The organism is Streptomyces sp. NPDC046712, assembly GCF_040645695.1.
In the GTDB taxonomy this organism is placed as follows: Bacteria; Actinomycetota; Actinomycetes; order Streptomycetales; family Streptomycetaceae; genus Streptomyces.
Genome location: NZ_JBEYYW010000012.1, coordinates 1 through 17374, shown reverse-complemented (window position 1 = coordinate 17374; position 17374 = coordinate 1). Strand labels below are relative to the sequence as shown.

Below are 17374 nucleotides of genomic sequence, written 5' to 3'. Positions count from 1 at the left end.
GTACGGAGATCATGCGTGACGGGCCCCTCCGGGGGCTACTCGACCCCCATGGGCCAGGTGTGCACCGGCTCTCCGCCGTGCATCAGCTCGGCGTACCGGCGGGTCGTGGCCGCCAGGGCCGCCTCGCGGTCGAGCCCGGACTCCCGTGCCAGGCGGAAGGTCTCGGCCTGCCAGGAGGCCCCGTTGACCCGACGACGGCAGCGCTCCTCGATCACGCCCAGATAGAAGTCCCGGTCGGCCGGCTCCACGTGCCAGGCGTCGAGCCCCGCCGCGGCGAGCGGCAGCAGTTCGTCGAGGACGAGCCGTACCGCGGGCACGGTCGCGACCCCTCCCGATCGTCCCGGCCGCGGCCAGCGCAGCTCCGCATCGATACCGTGGCGGCAGGCGAGGTCGAAGTTCGCGGAGGCGTCCTCGAACGCCATCCTCTTCCAGACTGGCCGGGGCTCCTCGGCCAGCGCCCGCACGAGCCCGTAGTAGAAGGCAGCGTTGGCGACGACGTCGGTGACCGTCGGTCCGGCCGGCAGCACCCGGTTCTCCACCCGCAGATGCGGGACCCCGTCGACCCAGCCGTAGACCGGCCGGTTCCAGCGGTAGACCGTCCCGTTGTGCAGGACGAGCTCCTGCAGGCGCGGCACCCCTCCCTGATCGAGGACGCGGAGCGGGTCCTCCTCGTCGCAGATCGGCAGCAGCGGGGGGAAGTACCGCAGGTTCTCCTCGAAGAGGTCGTACGCCGAATCCACCCACCGCTCCCCGAACCAGGTGCGCGGCCGTACCCCCTGCGCCTGGAGCTCCGGCGGCCTGGTGTCCGTGGCCTGCAGGAACAGCGGCGGACGGGACTCGCGCCAGAGCTCCCGTCCGAAGAGGAACGGCGAGTTGGCGCCCACGGCGATCTGGACCGCCGCCACGGCCTGGGCAGCGTTCCACACCGCGGCGAAGCGCGCCGGGGTGACCTGGAGGTGCAGTTGCACCGATGTGCAGGCCGCCTCGGGCACGATCGACGTGGACGTACAGGTGAGCCGCTCCACGCCTTGTATGTCGAGGGCGAAATCCTCGCCCCGAGCGGCGACGATCTGGTCGTTGAGCAGGGTGTACCGGTCGTTGTCCGAGAGATTCTCGAAGACGAGATCGCGCTGCGAGAGCGTCGGCAGAATCCCGATCATGACCACACCGGCGTCGACTTCGCGGGCCTTGCGGTCGGCATATCCCAGACCGGCCCTCAGCTCCTCCGCGAGCCGGTCGAAAACTCGTCCGCCGAGACGGTGCGGAGCGATGTTCACTTCGAGATTGAACATACCGAGTTCCGTCTGGAAATCCGGGCTCGCGATGCGCTCGAGGACGTCGCCATTCACCATCCGTGGCATGCCGTCCGCGCCCGCGAGATTGAGTTCGATCTCCAGGCCCATGAGATTCTGCGGACGGTCGAACCTCTTCTCCGCCAGGAGCCTCGCGAGCCCCGCCAGACACTGCTGGAGCTTCCTGCGGTATCTCTGCCGATCGGACAGGCCGAACCCGTCTGCCACGACCTTCTCCCCCATCGAAGCGTCCCTCCCCGATTGGGCGGCCACGGCGACGGCCGCGCGCGTCACGGACGATGATGCCCAGCCTATTGATCCATAACTCCTGCGGACCCACCCTGCCGACCGGTAGGCTGGATTGAGCAATCCCCCGGCACATCCCTGAGGCACTTGGCAAAGGACATATTCCACCGCCATAATCGCCGAAAGCATGGGGGTGATATTCGGCCGTCCGCAGCGACGGCGAAGCCACAGGCAGCCGACTCGCCCTCACCCCGAAATACCGCGAATCGCCTCTGGAACAAGGCCGGATGACGTCTTGTTCGCAATATCGGCGACGGCTAGCGGAAACACTGCGTGAACACGTCTCGTATAAACTCCGCGAACGAGGCAGAGTGTTGGCGCCCGGCCATGGCTTCATGGCCCCTCCGGCCCGGCAGCCCACAGCGCCGTCGTACCTGCCCACGCATCACCGTGTCTCCTGAGTGAGAGGCGACCCACCATGCTCCGACCCTCCCCGGCCCCTGCGCCGGCCCTGCGCAGTGTCCTCGCGGCCCTCGGTTCCCCCACCGCCGTCCGCGAAGCACGAACTCCCGCCCTTCGGTCCGCCCTGGGGCCGTTGAGCCCCGAACTCCCCCTGCCCGTCCACGTCCTCGACGTAGGGGACCAGGTCGTCCCGTCCGGGCAGGCACCGCGCACGCGGCTGACCGGCTGGCGCTTCCTGATCCGGGGCACCGACCGGGCCGTCGCCGCCGCCGACACCATGCTCACGCCCGACGGCTGGTCCTTCTCGCACTTCTTCGAGGGTCCCTACGTCACCGCCACCGAACGCGCCCTGCTCCAGGCCGAGACGCTGCCCACGACGTACCAGCCGCGCCTCCTCTCCGTACCGGAGCTGTACATGCTGACGCTGTGGCTCCACGGCGACACGGAGGCCGACGGGTCCTCCACCTCACCCGAACCCACCGACCTCCTCGTTCCACTCGCCCCGGCGCCGCCGGGCATCGCCGCCCACCGTCCGCACCGGGTCGCCGACCTGCTGCCCGTCCTCACCCTGCGCCTGGCGCCGCCGCCGCTGTTCGGCACGCCGGCGCCGGCCTGAACCACCTCACACGAACCTCACACGCACCGCGCACGCCCCGCGGCCGGACCGACCGCGGGGCGCCGTGCTGTCCGAACGGCCACGTCGAACACCCCGCCCCGTACGGACTAGCCCACCAGGGCCATCCCGAACCACCCGAAGAGACCGCCCAGTTGAGTTGAACCGCCCGCGCGGGTGATACGTCTTCATGCAGTAGGAAGAGCTGCCGCGAAATCCCTGCGGATCGACGTCCGTGGGGGAACACTGGACCAACCGAACCGACAACGGGGGGGGCGGCCATGAGCACCGCATCGAGCCGCAGGACGACAGACACCACGACGCAGCGAAAGAACCCACCCATGTGCCAGCACCAGCCTGCCTGTCCCACCGCCGACTCCGCCGACCGGGAGGCGGCCCGACTGATGGCGCACCACCCGGAGCAGGGCTGGAGCCTGCTGTGCAACGGGGTCCTGCTCTTCGAGGACACCGGTGAACTGCTGCCGGACGGCCAGATCATCGCCCCGCACCGCCCGCTGAGGGCGGGACAGGTGACGACGGCCGCCTGACGGCGAGGACGCCACCACACGTACGAGGGAACACGAAAGGGCCGGCCCGGAGAGAAACTCCGAACCGGCCCTGACTCATGCTCAGTTGCTCATGCTCAGTTGTCGTACTCGTCCAGCGGCGGGCAGGAGCAGACCAGGTTGCGGTCACCGAACGCACCGTCGATCCGGCGGACCGGCGGCCAGTACTTGTCCGCGGCCGACACACCGGCCGGGAAGACCGCCTCGTCACGGGTGTACGCGTGGTTCCACTCGCCGCCCAGCGCCGCCGCGGTGTGCGGGGCGTTGCGCAGCGGGTTGTCCTCGGCCGGCCACTCGCCCGACGCGACCTTCTCGATCTCGCCGCGGATCGCGATCATCGTGTCGCAGAAACGGTCGAGCTCGGTCAGGTCCTCGGACTCGGTCGGCTCGATCATCAGCGTGCCGGCCACCGGGAACGACATCGTCGGCGCGTGGAAGCCGTAGTCGATCAGGCGCTTGGCGATGTCGTCGACGCTGACGCCGGTCGCCTTGGACAGCGGACGCAGGTCGACGATGCACTCGTGGGCGACCAGACCGGCCGGGCCGGTGTACAGCACCGGGTAGTACGGCTCCAGGCGCTTGGCGATGTAGTTCGCGGCGAGGACGGCCACCTGCGTGGCGCGCTTGAGGCCCTCGCCACCCATCAGTCGCACGTACGACCACGAGATCGGCAGGATGCCGGCCGAGCCCCACGGGGCGGCCGAGATCGGGCCGACGCCCGTCTCGGGCCCCGCGGTGGGCTGCAGCGGGTGGTTCGGCAGGTACGGGGCGAGGTGCGCGCGCACACCGACCGGACCGACGCCGGGGCCGCCGCCACCGTGCGGGATGCAGAAGGTCTTGTGCAGGTTCAGGTGCGAGACGTCGCCGCCGAACTTGCCCGGCTTGGCCAGACCGACCAGCGCGTTGAGGTTGGCGCCGTCGACGTACACCTGACCGCCGGCGTCGTGCACCTCGGCGCAGATGTCGGCGACGTGCTCCTCGAACACACCGTGCGTGGACGGGTAGGTGATCATCAGCACGGACAGCTCGTCGCGGTACTGCTCGATCTTGGCGCGCAGGTCCGCGACGTCGACCTCGCCGTCGTCGGCGGTCTTGACGACGACGACCTTCATGCCGGCCATCACCGCGGAGGCGGCGTTGGTGCCGTGCGCGGAGGACGGGATGAGGCAGACGGTGCGCTGCAGGTCGCCGTTGGCGCGGTGGTAGGCGCGGACGGCCAGCAGACCGGCCAGCTCACCCTGCGAACCGGCGTTGGGCTGGATCGACACCTTGTCGTAGCCGGTGACCTCGGCGAGGCGCTCCTCGAGCTCGGTGATGAGCGTGAGGTAGCCCTGGGCCTGCTCGACCGGGGCGAAGGGGTGGATCTGGCCGAACTCGGGCCAGGTCACCGGCTCCATCTCGGTGGTCGCGTTCAGCTTCATGGTGCAGGAGCCGAGCGGGATCATGCCGCGGTCGAGCGCGTAGTCGCGGTCGGCGAGCTTGCGCAGGTAGCGCAGCATCGACGTCTCGGACCGGTGCGCGTGGAAGACCGGGTGGGTGAGGTACGCGTCGGAGCGCAGCAGAGCGGCGGGCAGCGCGTCCTCGGTCGCGGCGTCCAGGGCCTCGATGTCGGCGTCGACACCGAAGGCGCCCCAGACGGCGGCGAGCTGGGCGCGCCCGGTGGTCTCGTCGCAGGAGATCGACACGTGGTCGGCGTCGACGAGGTACAGGTTGACGCCGGCCTCGCGGGCGGCGGCGACGGCCTCGGCTGCCTTGCCCGGCACACGGACGGTGAGGGTGTCGAAGAAGGCGCCGTGGACGACCTCGACACCGCCGGCCTTCAGGCCCGCGGCGAGGATCGCGGCGTACCGGTGGGTGCGCTGCGCGATGCCCTTCAGGCCGTCGGGGCCGTGGTAGACGGCGTACATGCCGGCCATGACGGCGAGCAGCACCTGCGCGGTGCAGATGTTGCTGGTGGCCTTCTCGCGGCGGATGTGCTGCTCGCGGGTCTGCAGGGCCAGGCGGTAGGCCTTGTTGCCGTCGGCGTCGACGGAGACGCCGACGAGGCGACCCGGCAGGGAGCGGGCGTGCTTGTCCTGGACGGCCATGTAACCGGCGTGCGGACCGCCGAAGCCCATGGGCACACCGAAGCGCTGGGTGGTGCCGACGGCGATGTCGGCGCCGAGGGAGCCGGGCGAGGTCAGGAGGGTGAGCGCGAGCAGGTCGGCGGCGACGGTGACGATCGCGCCGAGCTCGTGGGCGGCGTCGATGAGCGGCTTGATGTCGCGGACGGCGCCGGAAGCACCCGGGTACTGGATGAGCACACCGAAGACGCCGCGCTCGGCGATCTCGGCGGGGATGCCCTCGGACAGGTCCGCGACGACGACCTCGACACCGGTCGGCTCGGCACGGGTCTCGATGACGGCGATGGTCTGCGGCAGGGCGTCGGCGTCGACGAGGAAGACACCGTTCTTGACCTTGCCGACGCGGCGGGCGAGCGCCATGGCCTCGGCGGCCGCGGTGCCCTCGTCGAGGAGCGAGGCGCCGGAGGTGGGCAGACCGGTGAGGTCGGCGACCACGGTCTGGAAGTTGAGCAGCGCCTCGAGACGGCCCTGCGAGATCTCCGGCTGGTAGGGCGTGTACGCCGTGTACCAGGCCGGGTTCTCCATGACGTTGCGGAGGATCACCGGCGGGGTGAAGGTGCCGTAGTAGCCCAGACCGATCATCGGGGCGAGGACCTGGTTACGGTCGGCGAGCTCGCGCAGCTCGGCGAGGACCTCTGCCTCTGTGCGGGCGGAGGGCAGGCCCAGCGCCTCGGCGTTCTTGATCACGTCCGGCACGGCGGCGGCCGTGAGCTCGTCGAGGGAGCCGTAGCCGACCTGCGCGAGCATCTTGGCCCGTGCTTCGGCGTCGGGCCCGATGTGCCGCTGCTCGAACGGGATGCCCTGTTCGAGTTCGGAGAGCGGAGTGCGGTTTGCGGTCATGTACGGAGGCCTCCTGGTCGTCACGACCTGCGAGAGGCACCACGGCGCGGGTGCCCGGACGGCCTCCCCCTCTGTCATCTCAACCTGAGAGCTTCACCGGCATGCCGAAGGGGCTCGCCGGTTTTCACCGTCGGTGAGAGCGGATGCCGTCGGACTTCCGCCCTGCTTTCCAGAGTGACCTCGTCCGTGCGGTACAGGGGCCTGAGAGATTCCGGGGAGGATTTGCTCCTTCGGCGCCTCCGAAAGGTTTCTCCGGAGGACTCTCCCGCACAGGGTCGACAGCCACAGCCAGCCTACCAGCGCCGTTCCCGGTTCCATCGCTCAAGTGGCCGACATCCCAGATGTGCACTTTCGTAGTCCTTGTAGAGCAGTTGCGACCAGTTGGAGGGACCGTGCAGACCGACATCGATCCGCGCAGCCTGATCGGCCGCAAGGCGTTCGACCGCGAGGGACACAAGATCGGGACCGTGGACGAGGTGTACCTGGACGACGCGACGGGGGTCCCCGAGTGGGCCGCGGTCCGCACGGGCCTGTTCAGCCGGGACGCGTTCGTCCCCCTGGAGCCGAGCGAACTGGCGAGCGACGGCCTCCACATCCCGTACGACCGGTCCCTGATCAAGGACGCCCCGGACTTCGGCGTGGGCCGCCACCTCTCCCCGGAGCAGGAACTCCAGCTCTACCGCCACTACAACATCGCCCTCCCCCCACCACCCCCGGACCACGACTTCGGCCGCCTGGCAGGCCAAGAGGAGTCCTAAGAGGCCGCCCCCGACGCGGCGGCGCGGGCGAGGCCCCCCGGAGCTACCGGCTCCCCGGCGGGAAGCTGTCGTCGGCCCGCAGCCGCCGACGGCGATCAGCCGTCCACGAGGAGACCCGCACCTCTGTCATCTCGTCTGCACGGGTGGTGCGGGTGGGAACGACAAGCCCGGCCGAAAGGCCGGGCGCACCCCTCTAGGCGACGGCCGCCGTACCCGCCCCGCCCCCCACCAGAGGCAACGGCTCCCCCGCCTCCAGCTCCGGATCGTCCACCAGAAACGTCCGCACCCGCCCCGGCGCCGACCCCGGCTCCTCGAAGCGCACGGTGACCCGCCCCACCCCGCTCCCCTGCACCCACCCGGCCCCGTACACCACGTGCCGTACGTCGTGCCCGGGCGACCACCGCCGCTCGGGAGCGGGCGTCTCCGGCTCAGCGGCGCCCTCCACCACGGGCACCTCCTCCACGGCCCGCTCCGAGGGCTCCGCCGCCTGCGCGAACAGATCCTCCTGCGTGTAGTCCGCGAGCCCGCTCACCCCCACGCCGAGCAGCCGGACCCCACCCGTCGTGTCCACCCCCTCGAGCAGCCGCCCCGCCGCCTCCCGCACCACCACCAGGTCGTCCGTCGGCCCGCGCAGCGTCTCGGAGCGCGTCAGCGTCGAGAAGTCGAACCGCCGCACCTTCAGGACGATCGTCCGCCCCGAGTGCCCCGAGGTCCGCAGCCTCCCCACACACCGCTCCGCGAGCCGCTCCACCTCGATCCGGATCCGCACCCGGTCGTGCAGGTCCACGTCGAAGGTGTCCTCCACCGACACCGACTTCGCGTCCCGCTCGGCCACCACGGGCCGATCGTCGTACCCGTGGGCCATCCGGTACAGGGAGGCCCCGTGCGCCCGCCCAAGGAGCCGTACAAGCTCGTCCTCACCCGCTTCCGCGAGGTCCGACACCGTCGTCATCCCGGCCCGCCGCAGATGCTCCCCGGTGGCCGGCCCGACCCCCGGCAGGATCCGCACCGACTTCGGCCCCAGGAGCTCCCGCTCGGTCCCCGGCTCGATCAGCACCAGGCCGTCAGGCTTGGCCTCCTCCGAGGCGATCTTGGCCAGCATCTTCGACCCTGCGAGCCCCACCGACCCCGTCAGCCCCGTGGTGCCGAGAATGTCCCTGCGCAGCCGCTCACCAGCCTCGCGCGCGCTCGCGCTGTCGTCGGCCACACCCCCGGCCTCCAGGTCGACGAAGGCCTCGTCCAGGCTCAGCGGCTCCACCAGCGGCGACAGCCGCCCGAGGAGCTCCATGACCTGCTCGCTGATCGCCCGATAGAAGCCGAAGCGCGGCACAAGGTACGCGGCGTTGGGCGCCAGTCGCCGGGCCTGCGCCATCGGCATCGCGGAGTGGACCCCGAACCGCCGCGCCTCGTACGAGGCGGTGGCGACGACCCCGCGCGGGCCCAGACCCCCGACCACCACCGGCTTTCCGCGCAGACTCGGTTTCGCCGCCTGCTCGGCGGCGGCGAAGAAGGCATCCATGTCCAGATGCAGAATCGTGGGCGCGGCTCTCACATCTCCGATGCTGCCCTACGCCACTGACAATCGACCCGCACTCACGTACGGGCGTGCCCCAGCCCCGCAGGCACGGGACCCGGCGGACGCTCAGACCGCCCGGTCGCGCCGCCGCCGCGCGAGCTCGTCGCCCGGGTTGTGGCCGATCAGCGTCTCACCGGTGTCGACGCGCTCCCCGTGCAGCTGCGAGAGCGCCGCCTCCACGTCGCGCCAGACCACGCCCACCGCGATCCCGAAGACCCCCTGTCCGCCCTGGAGCAGGTCGACGACCTCGTCGGGCGAGGAGCACTCGTAGACCGTGGCCCCGTCGCTCATCAGCGTCATCCGCTCCAGGTCACGGAAGCCGCGGGCCCGCAGGTGCTGCACGGCGGCCCGGATGTTCTGCAGCGCGACCCCGGTGTCCAGGAACCGCTTGACGATCTTGAGAACGACGACATCGCGAAAGCTGTACAGCCGCTGCGTCCCGGATCCGTACGCGGGCCGCACGCTCGGCTCGACAAGCCCGGTACGCGCCCAGTAGTCCAGTTGGCGGTAGGTGATCCCGGCCGCCGCGCAGGCCGTCGGACCGCGGTATCCCACCACGTCCGTCCCGGCCGCCGCGCTCGCACTCGCGTCCGTACCGAAGTCGCCCCCACTGCCGTGAAGCGGATACGGACCGCTCTCCGCGGGCGCACGCCCGAGAGAGCCCCCTGCCGTACCGTCGCCGCTGCTCATCACGCCGACCCTCCGTCCTTGACCTGCCCACACGAAGGTAGGCAGTCACTCGGGGTGCGTCAACGATCGCCACACTCGGCACGCCGAGTGATAATCACCCTGAGAGTGGTTTCCCGTGACTCTCTCCGGGGAAAGGCTACTCGAATGCTCTGACCGCACCCGGCGCGCGACGGCCGACGACCAGCCCACAGCCGGCCCACTTCCCTGGCCTCACCGGCCTTCAACGGCCGCTGGACCTCACTGGCTGCTGGACCCGAAGTCCTCCGGGGAGATCTGGTCGAGGAACTCGCGGAACTTCTCCACCTCGTCCTCCTGCTCATCCGGAATCGCGATACCGGCGTCGTCGAGCACACCGTCACTGCCGAAGATCGGCGTCCCGGTGCGCAGGGCCAGCGCTATCGCGTCGGACGGCCGGGCGCTCACCTCTACGCCGCTGGCGAAGACCAGCTCCGCGTAGAAGACACCTTCACGGAGATCCGTGATGCGGACCTCCGTGAGCTCCTGGCCCACGGCTTCAAGGACATCCTTGAAAAGGTCGTGCGTCAGCGGCCTGGCAGGGGCCATGCCCTGCTGGGCGAAGGCGATCGCGGTCGCCTCACCCGGTCCGATCCAGATGGGGAGGTACCGATCGCCTCCCACTTCACGCAGGAGCACGATCGGCTGGTTGGAGGGCATTTCCACCCGGACACCCACAACGTCGAGCTCGTTCACACAGCAACCCTAGGACGTGGTCGACCGGTTTGGGTAGTCGGGCCCCCACAAGATCACTGCAGCCGGAGCCCCAGGGCGGTCTGGACCAGTGCTGCGTGAAGCCGCACGGAGAGCCCTGCGAGCTCCTTGACGGTGGCCTCCGCATGGGCTCTGGTCTGCGGATTACGGTGCCGGCGCAGCGGCGCGACCACCTGTTCGACCAGACCCGCCTCCCGGTCGGCGGCCGCTTTGACCGCCCGGAGGTGTCGCGGTTCCAGACCGAATCTCCCCAGATCCGCGACAAGCTTGGCGACCGTGACCGCCTCGGCGTCGTAGCCGCCCTCGGCTCCCGCGGCGATGAGCCCGTAGGACTCCCACTCGGCGAGTTCTTCCTCGGTCACCTCCGCGGCGGCGAGCAGCTCGGCCCGCCCCACCCGCGCGGCGGTCGGACGGTCGCTCTCCGCTTCCCAGGCGCCGTCGAGCAGATCCCGCTGCGGGCTGGGGGACGGGAGCTTGATCTGCTCGCCCCGGGCGAGGGCGTCGAGATGCTCCCGGATGACCTTCAGCGGAAGATAGTGGTCCCGCTGCATCCGCAGGATCTGAGCGAGCCGCTCCACGTCCTGCGGGCTGAACTTCCGGTATCCGGAGGCCGTCCGCCGAGGCTCGACGAGCCCCTCGGCCTCCAGGAACCGGATCTTGGAAATGGTCACTTCGGGAAACTCGTCACGCAGTTGGTTCAGCACCGTCCCGATGCTGACCAGCCGGTCGCCCGCGGTGGCGGCGCCGTGTCCGGCACCGCCCGTCGGTGTTCGCAGCATGGACCTTCCCTGAAGGCTTTCCCGAGGCGTCACACGCCCCGCTGGCTCGAATAGAAGACCAGCCGGTACTTGCCGATCTGCACCTCGTCGCCGTTGGACAGAACGACCGAGTCGATCGGCTCACGGTTGACGTACGTGCCGTTGAGGCTGCCGACATCGGCGACAGTGAAGCTGCCGTCCTGCGCCCGCCGGAACTCGACATGGCGCCGCGACACGGTGAAGTCGTCGAGGAAGATGTCGCTCTGCGGGTGACGGCCGGCCGTGGTCAGCTCGCTGTCCAGCAGGAAGCGGCTGCCCGAGTTCGGGCCGCGGCGCACGACGAGGAGCGCCGATCCGGCCGGCAGTGCCTCGACGGCCGCCAGGGCCTCCGGCGAAAGGGACGGCATCGCGGTCTGACCGGTGACCTCGGCGTCGTACGCCTCGAGGCCCGAGATCGAGATCGTCGACGTCGTCTCGGACGCGCGCTCCACGGGCGCCCCGCCCCGCAGCGGCGTGCCGCAGTGGGAGCAGAAACGGCTGTCCGCGGCGTTGCGGTGACCGCACCTCGTACACACCGGCATGGACGCATCCTCCTGCCGCGGCTGACCCGCGGAGGTCTGGGTCGCATACGGATCGGGGGTGAACCCTCCACCCGTACCTGAGGTTGATGGTTCTCCGAAACCTATGCGCCCGGCACCGGCAGGGTCAACAGACGACGCGCCCTGGCCGTCGACCTCATCGCGGAACAGCGGACGCTCGCCCCCCTGCTCCTCGCTCTGGGCGTGGCGCGGCGCGCGGTGCTTGGCGTTGCCGCCGTCCTCGCGTGCGCTCTTGCCGAACAACTTCGCAAAAAAACTCACGGGCGATTCCCCTTGACCGAAACAGACCCGCCCGTGGGGCAGGACGAACCCTGAATGAACACACCTGCCGACCCGGACACCTTCACAACGTCCGTATCCTCCGGACAGTTTCCACCACGCACCACGCTTGTGGTGCGGCGACCCCCCGCAACGTCTTCCCCTTGTCGCGCGACCGCCATGCACCCCCGCCTCACTGCGAGGACGACTGAGCGTAGTCAGGCCGCTTCGCAGGTCGCAAGGCATCCACAACGATCTTCTCGGACCGGGCCACGGTCGCTGTGGCCTGCTCCTTCTCCAGTGTCTGGACGACTCCACCGGGGATGTTGAGCGCGGGCTCGAGATCCTCGGGCTTGCCGATGACCTTGAAGACGTATGGAGCGGTCACCTTCGTTCCATCGATCTCTATGTCGCTGCCCGCACCGGTGAAGTAGCTGTCCGCAACCACCCGTACGTCGTTGATCTGGATCGCCTCGGCGCCCGCGGCCCGCAGCTCCTGGATGGCGTCGAGCAGCATGTCCGACTCGACCGCGGCCGAGGCGCCCGCGACGGTGAGCGTGATGCCCGGACCCTCCGCGGCGACCGTGCCGGCCAGGATGCCGAGCTGACGCTCCTTCTCCTGGGTCTGCTTGCGCGCCTCCTCGGCCTGGTCCGAGCTGGACTCCAGCTCGGAGCGCTGGCTCTCCAGGCGCGTCTTCTCGTCCTCCAGGCGCTGCGTACGGTCGTCGAGCTCGTCGAGGATGCGGACGAGGTCCTCCTGACGGGCGCCCCGCAGCGCACTGTTGTCGCTGGTGGAGCGGACCTGAATGGCAAGGCCCAGACCGAGCACGAACAGCAGCAGGGCGACGATGAGTTGGGCCCGGCTCACCCGCGGCGGCCAGAGCCCCGCGGCCAGGCGCTGCCGCCCGGTCAGCTGCTGCTCGGGGGCGGCGGGGGTCTCAGGTGTCACGGGCGTCGCGGGCGTCGCCGGGGTTGCCGGGGTCGGCTTGTTGTCGTCGTCCGGGTTCTCCGGCGTCTGGGGGTGCGCGTCGTTGCTCATCGGCGTCACGCCCGGAAGACGTGCCGCCGGATGGCGGCGGCGTTGGAGAAGATCCGGATGCCGAGCACGACGACGACACCGGTCGACAGCTGCGCGCCGACGCCCAGCTTGTCGCCGAGGAAGACGATCAGGGCCGCCACGACCACGTTGGACAGGAAGGAGACCACGAAGACCTTGTCGACGAAGATCCCGTCGAGCATGGCACGGAGGCCGCCGAAGACCGCGTCGAGGGCGGCGACCACGGCGATCGGAAGATAGGGCTCGACCACCGCCGGAACCTCGGGACGGACCAACAGTCCGACCACCACTCCCACGATCAGGCCCAGTACGGCGATCAAGATGTGCCCTTCCCTGTGTCGGCCGTGGCCTGTCCGGTGGCCTTGGCCGCCCCGGCTCCCCTCGGCTCTGCTGTACGTACGATCAGGCTCGGCGCGGCCGGCAGCCGCACCTCGGTCTCGGCCGAGATGCTGGTGCGGATCCCGAAGTTCTCCTGCAGCGCATGCAGGTACTGGCCGTCGGCGCTGTCCTGGAACGCGGTACTCAACCGCTGCCCGTCCCCCACCGCCAGCACCGTGTACGGCGGCACCAGCGGCTTGTTGTCGACCAGTATGGCGTCGCCCGCTGCCCGGATCGCGGACAGCGACGTCAGCCGCTGGCCATTGATCGAGACGGCCTCGGCACCCGACGCCCACAGACCGTTGACGACCCGCTGCATGTCACGGTCACGGACCCGGCCCGTGTCGGAGAACCCGCTGCTCTCCCGGGGACCTCCGCCGCCCTGCTCGGTGTCCTTGGCGTCGTCGACCACGAGCTTCACGCCCGGCCCGCGCACCGGCGTCGCTCCGGAGAGCAGCGCCACCAGCTCGGCCTGGTCACCGCCGTGCTGCTCGAGCGCCTTGCGCTGCCGCTCCCCCACCTCGGCGCGGATCTTCTCGACGTCCTGCTCCAGCTTGTCGGCCGCGGAGGTCTCCGCGTCGATCCGGTCGATCAGCTCCTGCCGCTCCTTGGCGACGACCGGCGCGGAGATCCGCGCCTCCGCGGCGCCCACGGTCACCACGGCCGCGGCGAGCACGAGGCCGGCCGCGAGGCCGAGCTTGGCACGGAGCGTGCGAGGCAGCCCGCCGCCCTCGGCCTCGCGCCGGGCCGTCGCCTCGGCGTAGCCGTCGTCGAGCGCGTGGTCGATCACGTTGTTCAGCAGCGACATGGACGCGTCCGGACGCGGGGGTGGTGATCCGGTGCTCCGAATGGGGTGCTGCTGCGACATGCCGCACATCGTCGCACGTCGGCGGTGCTACCGCCGAATGGCCCCACCGAAGAGCCGGGAGGTGTCCCAGGGACACCTCCCGGCTCACCCGTCCCAACCGTCAGTGACCTGCGGTCTCGACCACGCTCGACCACTCGTCGAGCAGGGCCTGGGCGGAAGCGTCGTCGGGCCCCTCCGCCCACAGATGGGTGACCGCTTCGGCCGGGTCGGGCAGCACCATCACCCAGCGGCCGTCCGCCTCGACGACCCGTACCCCGTCGGTGGTGTCCACCGACCGGTCGCCGGCCGCCTCCACGACCCGGCGCATCACGAGCCCCTTCACGGCCCACGGCGTCGCGACGTCCCGCCGCAGGACGTGGGCCCGCGGGATCCGGGCGTCGATCTGGCTCAAGGTGAGCTGCGTGCGCGCCACCAGACCGATGAGCCGTACGAACGCGGCGGCGCCGTCGAAGACGCTGCTGAACTCGGGAATGATGAACCCGCCGCGACCGTCGCCGCCGAAGATCGTGGACTCCTCCCGGCCGACCCTGGTCAGATCGTCGGGCGACGTCGTCGTCCACTCCACCTGCGTGCCGTGGTACGCGGCGACCTGCTCGGCGATCCGCGTGGTCGTCACCGGCAGCGCCACCCGCCCCGAGCGCCGCTCGGCGGCCACCAGGTCGAGCATCACCAGGAGCGAGCGGTCGTCCTCGATGATCCGGCCCCGCTCGTCGACGAGCGACAGCCGCTCGCCCACCGGGTCGAACCGCACCCCGAACGCGGCCCGCGCCGAGGCCACGATCTCCCCGAGCCGCACGAGCCCGGCCCGCCTGGTCTCCGCCGACTCCGTGGGCCTCGACTCGTCGAGTCCCGGGTTGATCGTCAGCGAGTCCACCTGCAGCCTGCCGAGAAGGCTCGGCAGAACGAGCCCCGCACTGCCGTTGGAGGCGTCCACGACGACCTTCAGGCCGGCCTCGGCGATCCCGGAGGTGTCGACGTTCCGGAGCAGAGAACCGGTGTACGAGTCGAAGACGCTCGCCGGGAAGGAGAGGTCACCGATCTCGCCCGGAAACGCCCGCCGGTACTCCTGGCGTGCGAAGACCCGGTCCAGCTTGCGCTGCCCGGCCTGCGACAGGTCCGCACCCCGCTCGTCGAAGAACATGATGTCCACGGAGTCCGGCACACCCGGCGAGGTCCGCAGCATGATCCCGCCCGCGCTTCCCCGGGCGGTCTGCTGCCGTGCCACGGGCAGCGGTACGTTCTCCAGGTCGCGTACGTCGATGGCGCTGGCCTGCAGCGCCGAGATCACCGCGCGTTTCAGGGCACGGGCGCCCCTGGAGTGGTCACGCGCGGTGGTGACGGTCGAGCCCTTCTTCAGCGTCGTGGCGTACGCACCGGCGAGCCGTACGGCCAGCTCGGGCGTGATCTCCACGTTGAGGATCCCAGAGACCCCGCGCGCCCCGAAGAGATGGGCCTGTCCGCGCGACTCCCAGATGACGGAGGTGTTGACGAACGCGCCGGCCTCGATGGTCTTGAACGGATAGACCCGGACGTTGCCCTGCACGATCGATTCCTCACCGACCAGGCATTCGTCGCCGATGACGGCGCCGTCCTCGATCCGGGCGGCCCGCATGATGTCGGTGTTCTTGCCGATCACGCAGCCGCGCAGATTGCTCTGCTGCCCGATGTAGACGTTGTCGTGGACGACGGCCCTGTGAAGGAAGGCGCCGCTCTTGACGACCACGTTCGAGCCGATGACGGTGTGCTCGCGGATCTCGGCTCCCGCCTCGACCTTCGCGTAGTCGCCGATGTACAGCGGCCCGCGGAGAACGGCGTCGGGAGAGACTTCCGCTCCTTCGGCGACCCACACACCGGGCGAGATCTCGAAGCCGTCGAGCTCGACCTGGACCTTTCCTTCGAGCACGTCGGCCTGCGCCTTGCCGTAGCTCTCGTGGGTACCGACATCCTCCCAGTAGCCCTCGGCGACATAGCCGTAGATCGGCTTGCCTTCCTTCATGAGCTGGGGGAAGACATCACCCGACCAGTCGACGGAGGTGTCGGCCTCGACGTAGTCGAAGACCTCGGGCTCCATGACGTAGATGCCCGTGTTCACCGTGTCCGAGAAGACCTGTCCCCAGGTCGGCTTCTCGAGAAAGCGCTCGACCTTTCCTTCCTCGTCGACGATCGTGATGCCGAATTCCAGCGGATTCGGCACACGCGTCAGACAGACGGTGACAAGGGCGCCTTTCGCCTTGTGGAAGGCGATCAGATCGGTGAGGTCGAAATCGGTGAGTGCGTCCCCCGAGATGACGAGGAAGGCGTCGTCCTTCAGCGCCTCCTCGGCGTTCTTCACACTTCCCGCGGTGCCGAGCGGTTTCTCTTCGTTGGCGTACGTGAGCTCCATACCGAGCTCCTCGCCGTCACCGAAGTAGTTCCTGACGAGTGAGGCGAGAAACTGCACGGTGACAACGGTCTCGGTGAGACCGTGCCTCTTGAGCAGTCGCAGGACATGCTCCATGATCGGCCGGTTGGCCACCGGCAGAAGAGGCTTGGGCATGCTCGAGGTCATGGGACGAAGTCGGGTTCCTTCGCCACCGGCCATCACGACGGCCTTCATGTCGGAAGCGTCCTCCTTCAAGAGACGACGGTCCTGCCGACTTCACCTGTCCGCTCAGTGGCCCTCGGGCGTCCTCGTACATGCCGGCGACGCTGCACGGCAGAGGACAGACGGGCTCAATCGGCCGCGGTATCCGCCTTGACGAGTCGACGGACCTGGACCACGTAGAGGATCCCTGCCCACCAATAGAGAGTTGTACCCCATCCGGCGAAGGCCCACCCGAAAACTTCAGCGAGTGACGAAAGCCAACCCGTTCCGTCACTGAGCAGCAGCAGGGGGAAGGCGTACATCAAGTTGAATGTCGCAGCTTTCCCGAGGAAGTTCACCTGCGGCGGCGGATAGCCGTGCCGGCGGAGGATTCCCACCATCACCAGCAACATCAGCTCGCGGGCGAAAAGGGCGAGGGTCAGCCAGAGTGGCAGGATCTCCCGCCACGTCAGGCCCACGAGGGTGGAGACGATGTAGAGCCGGTCGGCGGCGGGGTCGAGGAGCCGGCCGAGGTTGCTGATCTGGTTCCAGCGCCGGGCGAGCTTACCGTCGAGATAGTCGCTGACGCCGCTGAGCATCAACACCAACAGGGCCCAGCCATCGCTGTTCGGGCCACCGAACACAGGTCGGAGAATCAGCCACAGGAAGAGCGGCACACCCACGAGACGAGCCATGCTCAGGATGTTGGGGATGGTGAGGACCCGGTCCGTCTGAACGCGAGTCTCCTGGACCTCCACCCGGGGGCCTCCTGTGGGAACGTGCCAATGATGCCCCCTGACCTTACCCTCAGCCACGACGGCGGAGTACACAGGGGTCGACTGTCCGATTTTGAACGCAAAAATGCCTCAACCCCCGGACCAGGTCCAGGGGTTGAGGCTAAAAATTGTTCGGCGGCGTCCTACTCTCCCACAGGGTCCCCCCTGCAGTACCATCGGCGCTGAAAGGCTTAGCTTCCGGGTTCGGAATGTAACCGGGCG

Annotated in this window: 15 protein-coding genes, 1 rRNA gene and 1 riboswitch; of the genes, 3 read left to right on the top strand and 13 right to left on the bottom strand. The window is 69.5% G+C overall.

The genetic code is table 11. The features are described 5' to 3' along the window. Nucleotides 1–35: 35 nt before the first annotated feature. On the bottom strand, nt 36–1535 hold the full coding sequence (locus ABZ939_RS17605) for a glutamate-cysteine ligase family protein (protein ID WP_361855267.1): 1500 nt from the start codon (nt 1533–1535) through the stop codon (nt 36–38). 481 nt (nt 1536–2016) lie between these two features. On the opposite strand from ABZ939_RS17605, the gene ABZ939_RS17600 reads away from it, so the two are divergent. Both ABZ939_RS17600 and ABZ939_RS17595 read left to right on the top strand, forming a co-directional pair. Then, nucleotides 2017–2616: a hypothetical protein gene (locus ABZ939_RS17600; RefSeq protein WP_361855264.1), complete on the top strand. Its 600-nt coding sequence runs from the start codon at nt 2017–2019 to the stop codon at nt 2614–2616. A 338-nt stretch (nt 2617–2954) separates the two neighbouring features. Beyond that, entirely contained in the window at nt 2955–3161 is a 207-nt protein-coding gene (locus ABZ939_RS17595; RefSeq protein ID WP_361855261.1) for a DUF5999 family protein, read from the top strand. A gap of 95 nt (nt 3162–3256) precedes the next feature. Here the strand turns inward: ABZ939_RS17595 and gcvP are convergent, their stop codons facing one another. Further along, nucleotides 3257–6142 carry an aminomethyl-transferring glycine dehydrogenase gene (gene gcvP / locus ABZ939_RS17590; protein ID WP_361855259.1) on the bottom strand — a complete coding sequence of 962 codons (2886 nt, stop codon included), beginning with the start codon at nt 6140–6142 and terminating at the stop codon, nt 3257–3259. Nucleotides 6143–6321: 179 nt separating this feature from the next. After that, a riboswitch (glycine riboswitch) is annotated at nt 6322–6420 on the bottom strand. A 114-nt stretch (nt 6421–6534) separates the two neighbouring features. Here gcvP and ABZ939_RS17585 point away from each other — a divergent pair. Beyond that, nucleotides 6535–6900: a PRC-barrel domain-containing protein gene (locus tag ABZ939_RS17585; protein WP_361855256.1), complete on the top strand. Its 366-nt coding sequence runs from the start codon at nt 6535–6537 to the stop codon at nt 6898–6900. Nucleotides 6901–7093: 193 nt separating this feature from the next. On the opposite strand, the gene ABZ939_RS17580 is transcribed toward ABZ939_RS17585, so the two are convergent. The 11 genes from ABZ939_RS17580 to rrf form a co-directional block, all read right to left on the bottom strand. Next, nucleotides 7094–8452: a DNA polymerase IV gene (locus tag ABZ939_RS17580; RefSeq protein WP_361855253.1), complete on the bottom strand. Its 1359-nt coding sequence runs from the start codon at nt 8450–8452 to the stop codon at nt 7094–7096. Between the two features lie 90 nt (nt 8453–8542). Further along, entirely contained in the window at nt 8543–9166 is a 624-nt protein-coding gene (locus ABZ939_RS17575) for a MerR family transcriptional regulator (RefSeq protein ID WP_361855250.1), read from the bottom strand. A 237-nt stretch (nt 9167–9403) separates the two neighbouring features. Further along, entirely contained in the window at nt 9404–9877 is a 474-nt protein-coding gene (locus ABZ939_RS17570; protein WP_158985224.1) for a bifunctional nuclease family protein, read from the bottom strand. Nucleotides 9878–9930: 53 nt separating this feature from the next. Continuing rightward, nucleotides 9931–10674: a MerR family transcriptional regulator gene (locus tag ABZ939_RS17565; protein WP_361855247.1), complete on the bottom strand. Its 744-nt coding sequence runs from the start codon at nt 10672–10674 to the stop codon at nt 9931–9933. 29 nt (nt 10675–10703) lie between these two features. After that, complete coding sequence (locus tag ABZ939_RS17560) at nt 10704–11621, bottom strand: FHA domain-containing protein (RefSeq protein ID WP_361855633.1); 918 nt, start codon at nt 11619–11621, stop codon at nt 10704–10706. 82 nt (nt 11622–11703) lie between these two features. Beyond that, complete coding sequence (locus tag ABZ939_RS17555; RefSeq protein WP_361855244.1) at nt 11704–12549, bottom strand: DUF881 domain-containing protein; 846 nt, start codon at nt 12547–12549, stop codon at nt 11704–11706. A 5-nt stretch (nt 12550–12554) separates the two neighbouring features. Then, nucleotides 12555–12887 carry a small basic family protein gene (locus ABZ939_RS17550; RefSeq protein ID WP_015032176.1) on the bottom strand — a complete coding sequence of 111 codons (333 nt, stop codon included), beginning with the start codon at nt 12885–12887 and terminating at the stop codon, nt 12555–12557. After that, on the bottom strand, nt 12884–13813 hold the full coding sequence (locus tag ABZ939_RS17545) for a DUF881 domain-containing protein (RefSeq protein ID WP_361855241.1): 930 nt from the start codon (nt 13811–13813) through the stop codon (nt 12884–12886). Before ABZ939_RS17545 ends, ABZ939_RS17550 begins: the two co-directional genes overlap by 4 nt. 100 nt (nt 13814–13913) lie before the next feature. Next, entirely contained in the window at nt 13914–16409 is a 2496-nt protein-coding gene (locus ABZ939_RS17540; protein WP_361855630.1) for a mannose-1-phosphate guanyltransferase, read from the bottom strand. 116 nt (nt 16410–16525) lie between these two features. After that, a complete protein-coding gene (locus tag ABZ939_RS17535; RefSeq protein WP_361855238.1) occupies nt 16526–17134 on the bottom strand; it encodes a CDP-alcohol phosphatidyltransferase family protein in 609 nt (202 codons plus the stop codon). 148 nt (nt 17135–17282) lie between these two features. Continuing rightward, nucleotides 17283–17374: ribosomal RNA gene (gene rrf / locus ABZ939_RS17530) — 5S ribosomal RNA — on the bottom strand; the annotation flags it as partial.

Excerpts from the sequence above, each read along its gene's own strand:
- gcvP (WP_361855259.1), bottom strand. The coding sequence starts at position 6,142 with ATGACCGCAAACCGCACTCCGCTCTCCGAACTCGAACAGGGCATCCCG.
- ABZ939_RS17555 (WP_361855244.1), bottom strand. The coding sequence starts at position 12,549 with ATGAGCAACGACGCGCACCCCCAGACGCCGGAGAACCCGGACGACGAC.
- ABZ939_RS17595 (WP_361855261.1), top strand. The coding sequence starts at position 2,955 with ATGTGCCAGCACCAGCCTGCCTGTCCCACCGCCGACTCCGCCGACCGG.
- ABZ939_RS17545 (WP_361855241.1), bottom strand. The coding sequence starts at position 13,813 with ATGTCGCAGCAGCACCCCATTCGGAGCACCGGATCACCACCCCCGCGT.
- ABZ939_RS17565 (WP_361855247.1), bottom strand. The coding sequence starts at position 10,674 with ATGCTGCGAACACCGACGGGCGGTGCCGGACACGGCGCCGCCACCGCG.
- ABZ939_RS17540 (WP_361855630.1), bottom strand. The coding sequence starts at position 16,409 with ATGAAGGCCGTCGTGATGGCCGGTGGCGAAGGAACCCGACTTCGTCCC.
- ABZ939_RS17605 (WP_361855267.1), bottom strand. The coding sequence starts at position 1,535 with ATGGGGGAGAAGGTCGTGGCAGACGGGTTCGGCCTGTCCGATCGGCAG.
- ABZ939_RS17575 (WP_361855250.1), bottom strand. The coding sequence starts at position 9,166 with ATGAGCAGCGGCGACGGTACGGCAGGGGGCTCTCTCGGGCGTGCGCCC.
- ABZ939_RS17600 (WP_361855264.1), top strand. The coding sequence starts at position 2,017 with ATGCTCCGACCCTCCCCGGCCCCTGCGCCGGCCCTGCGCAGTGTCCTC.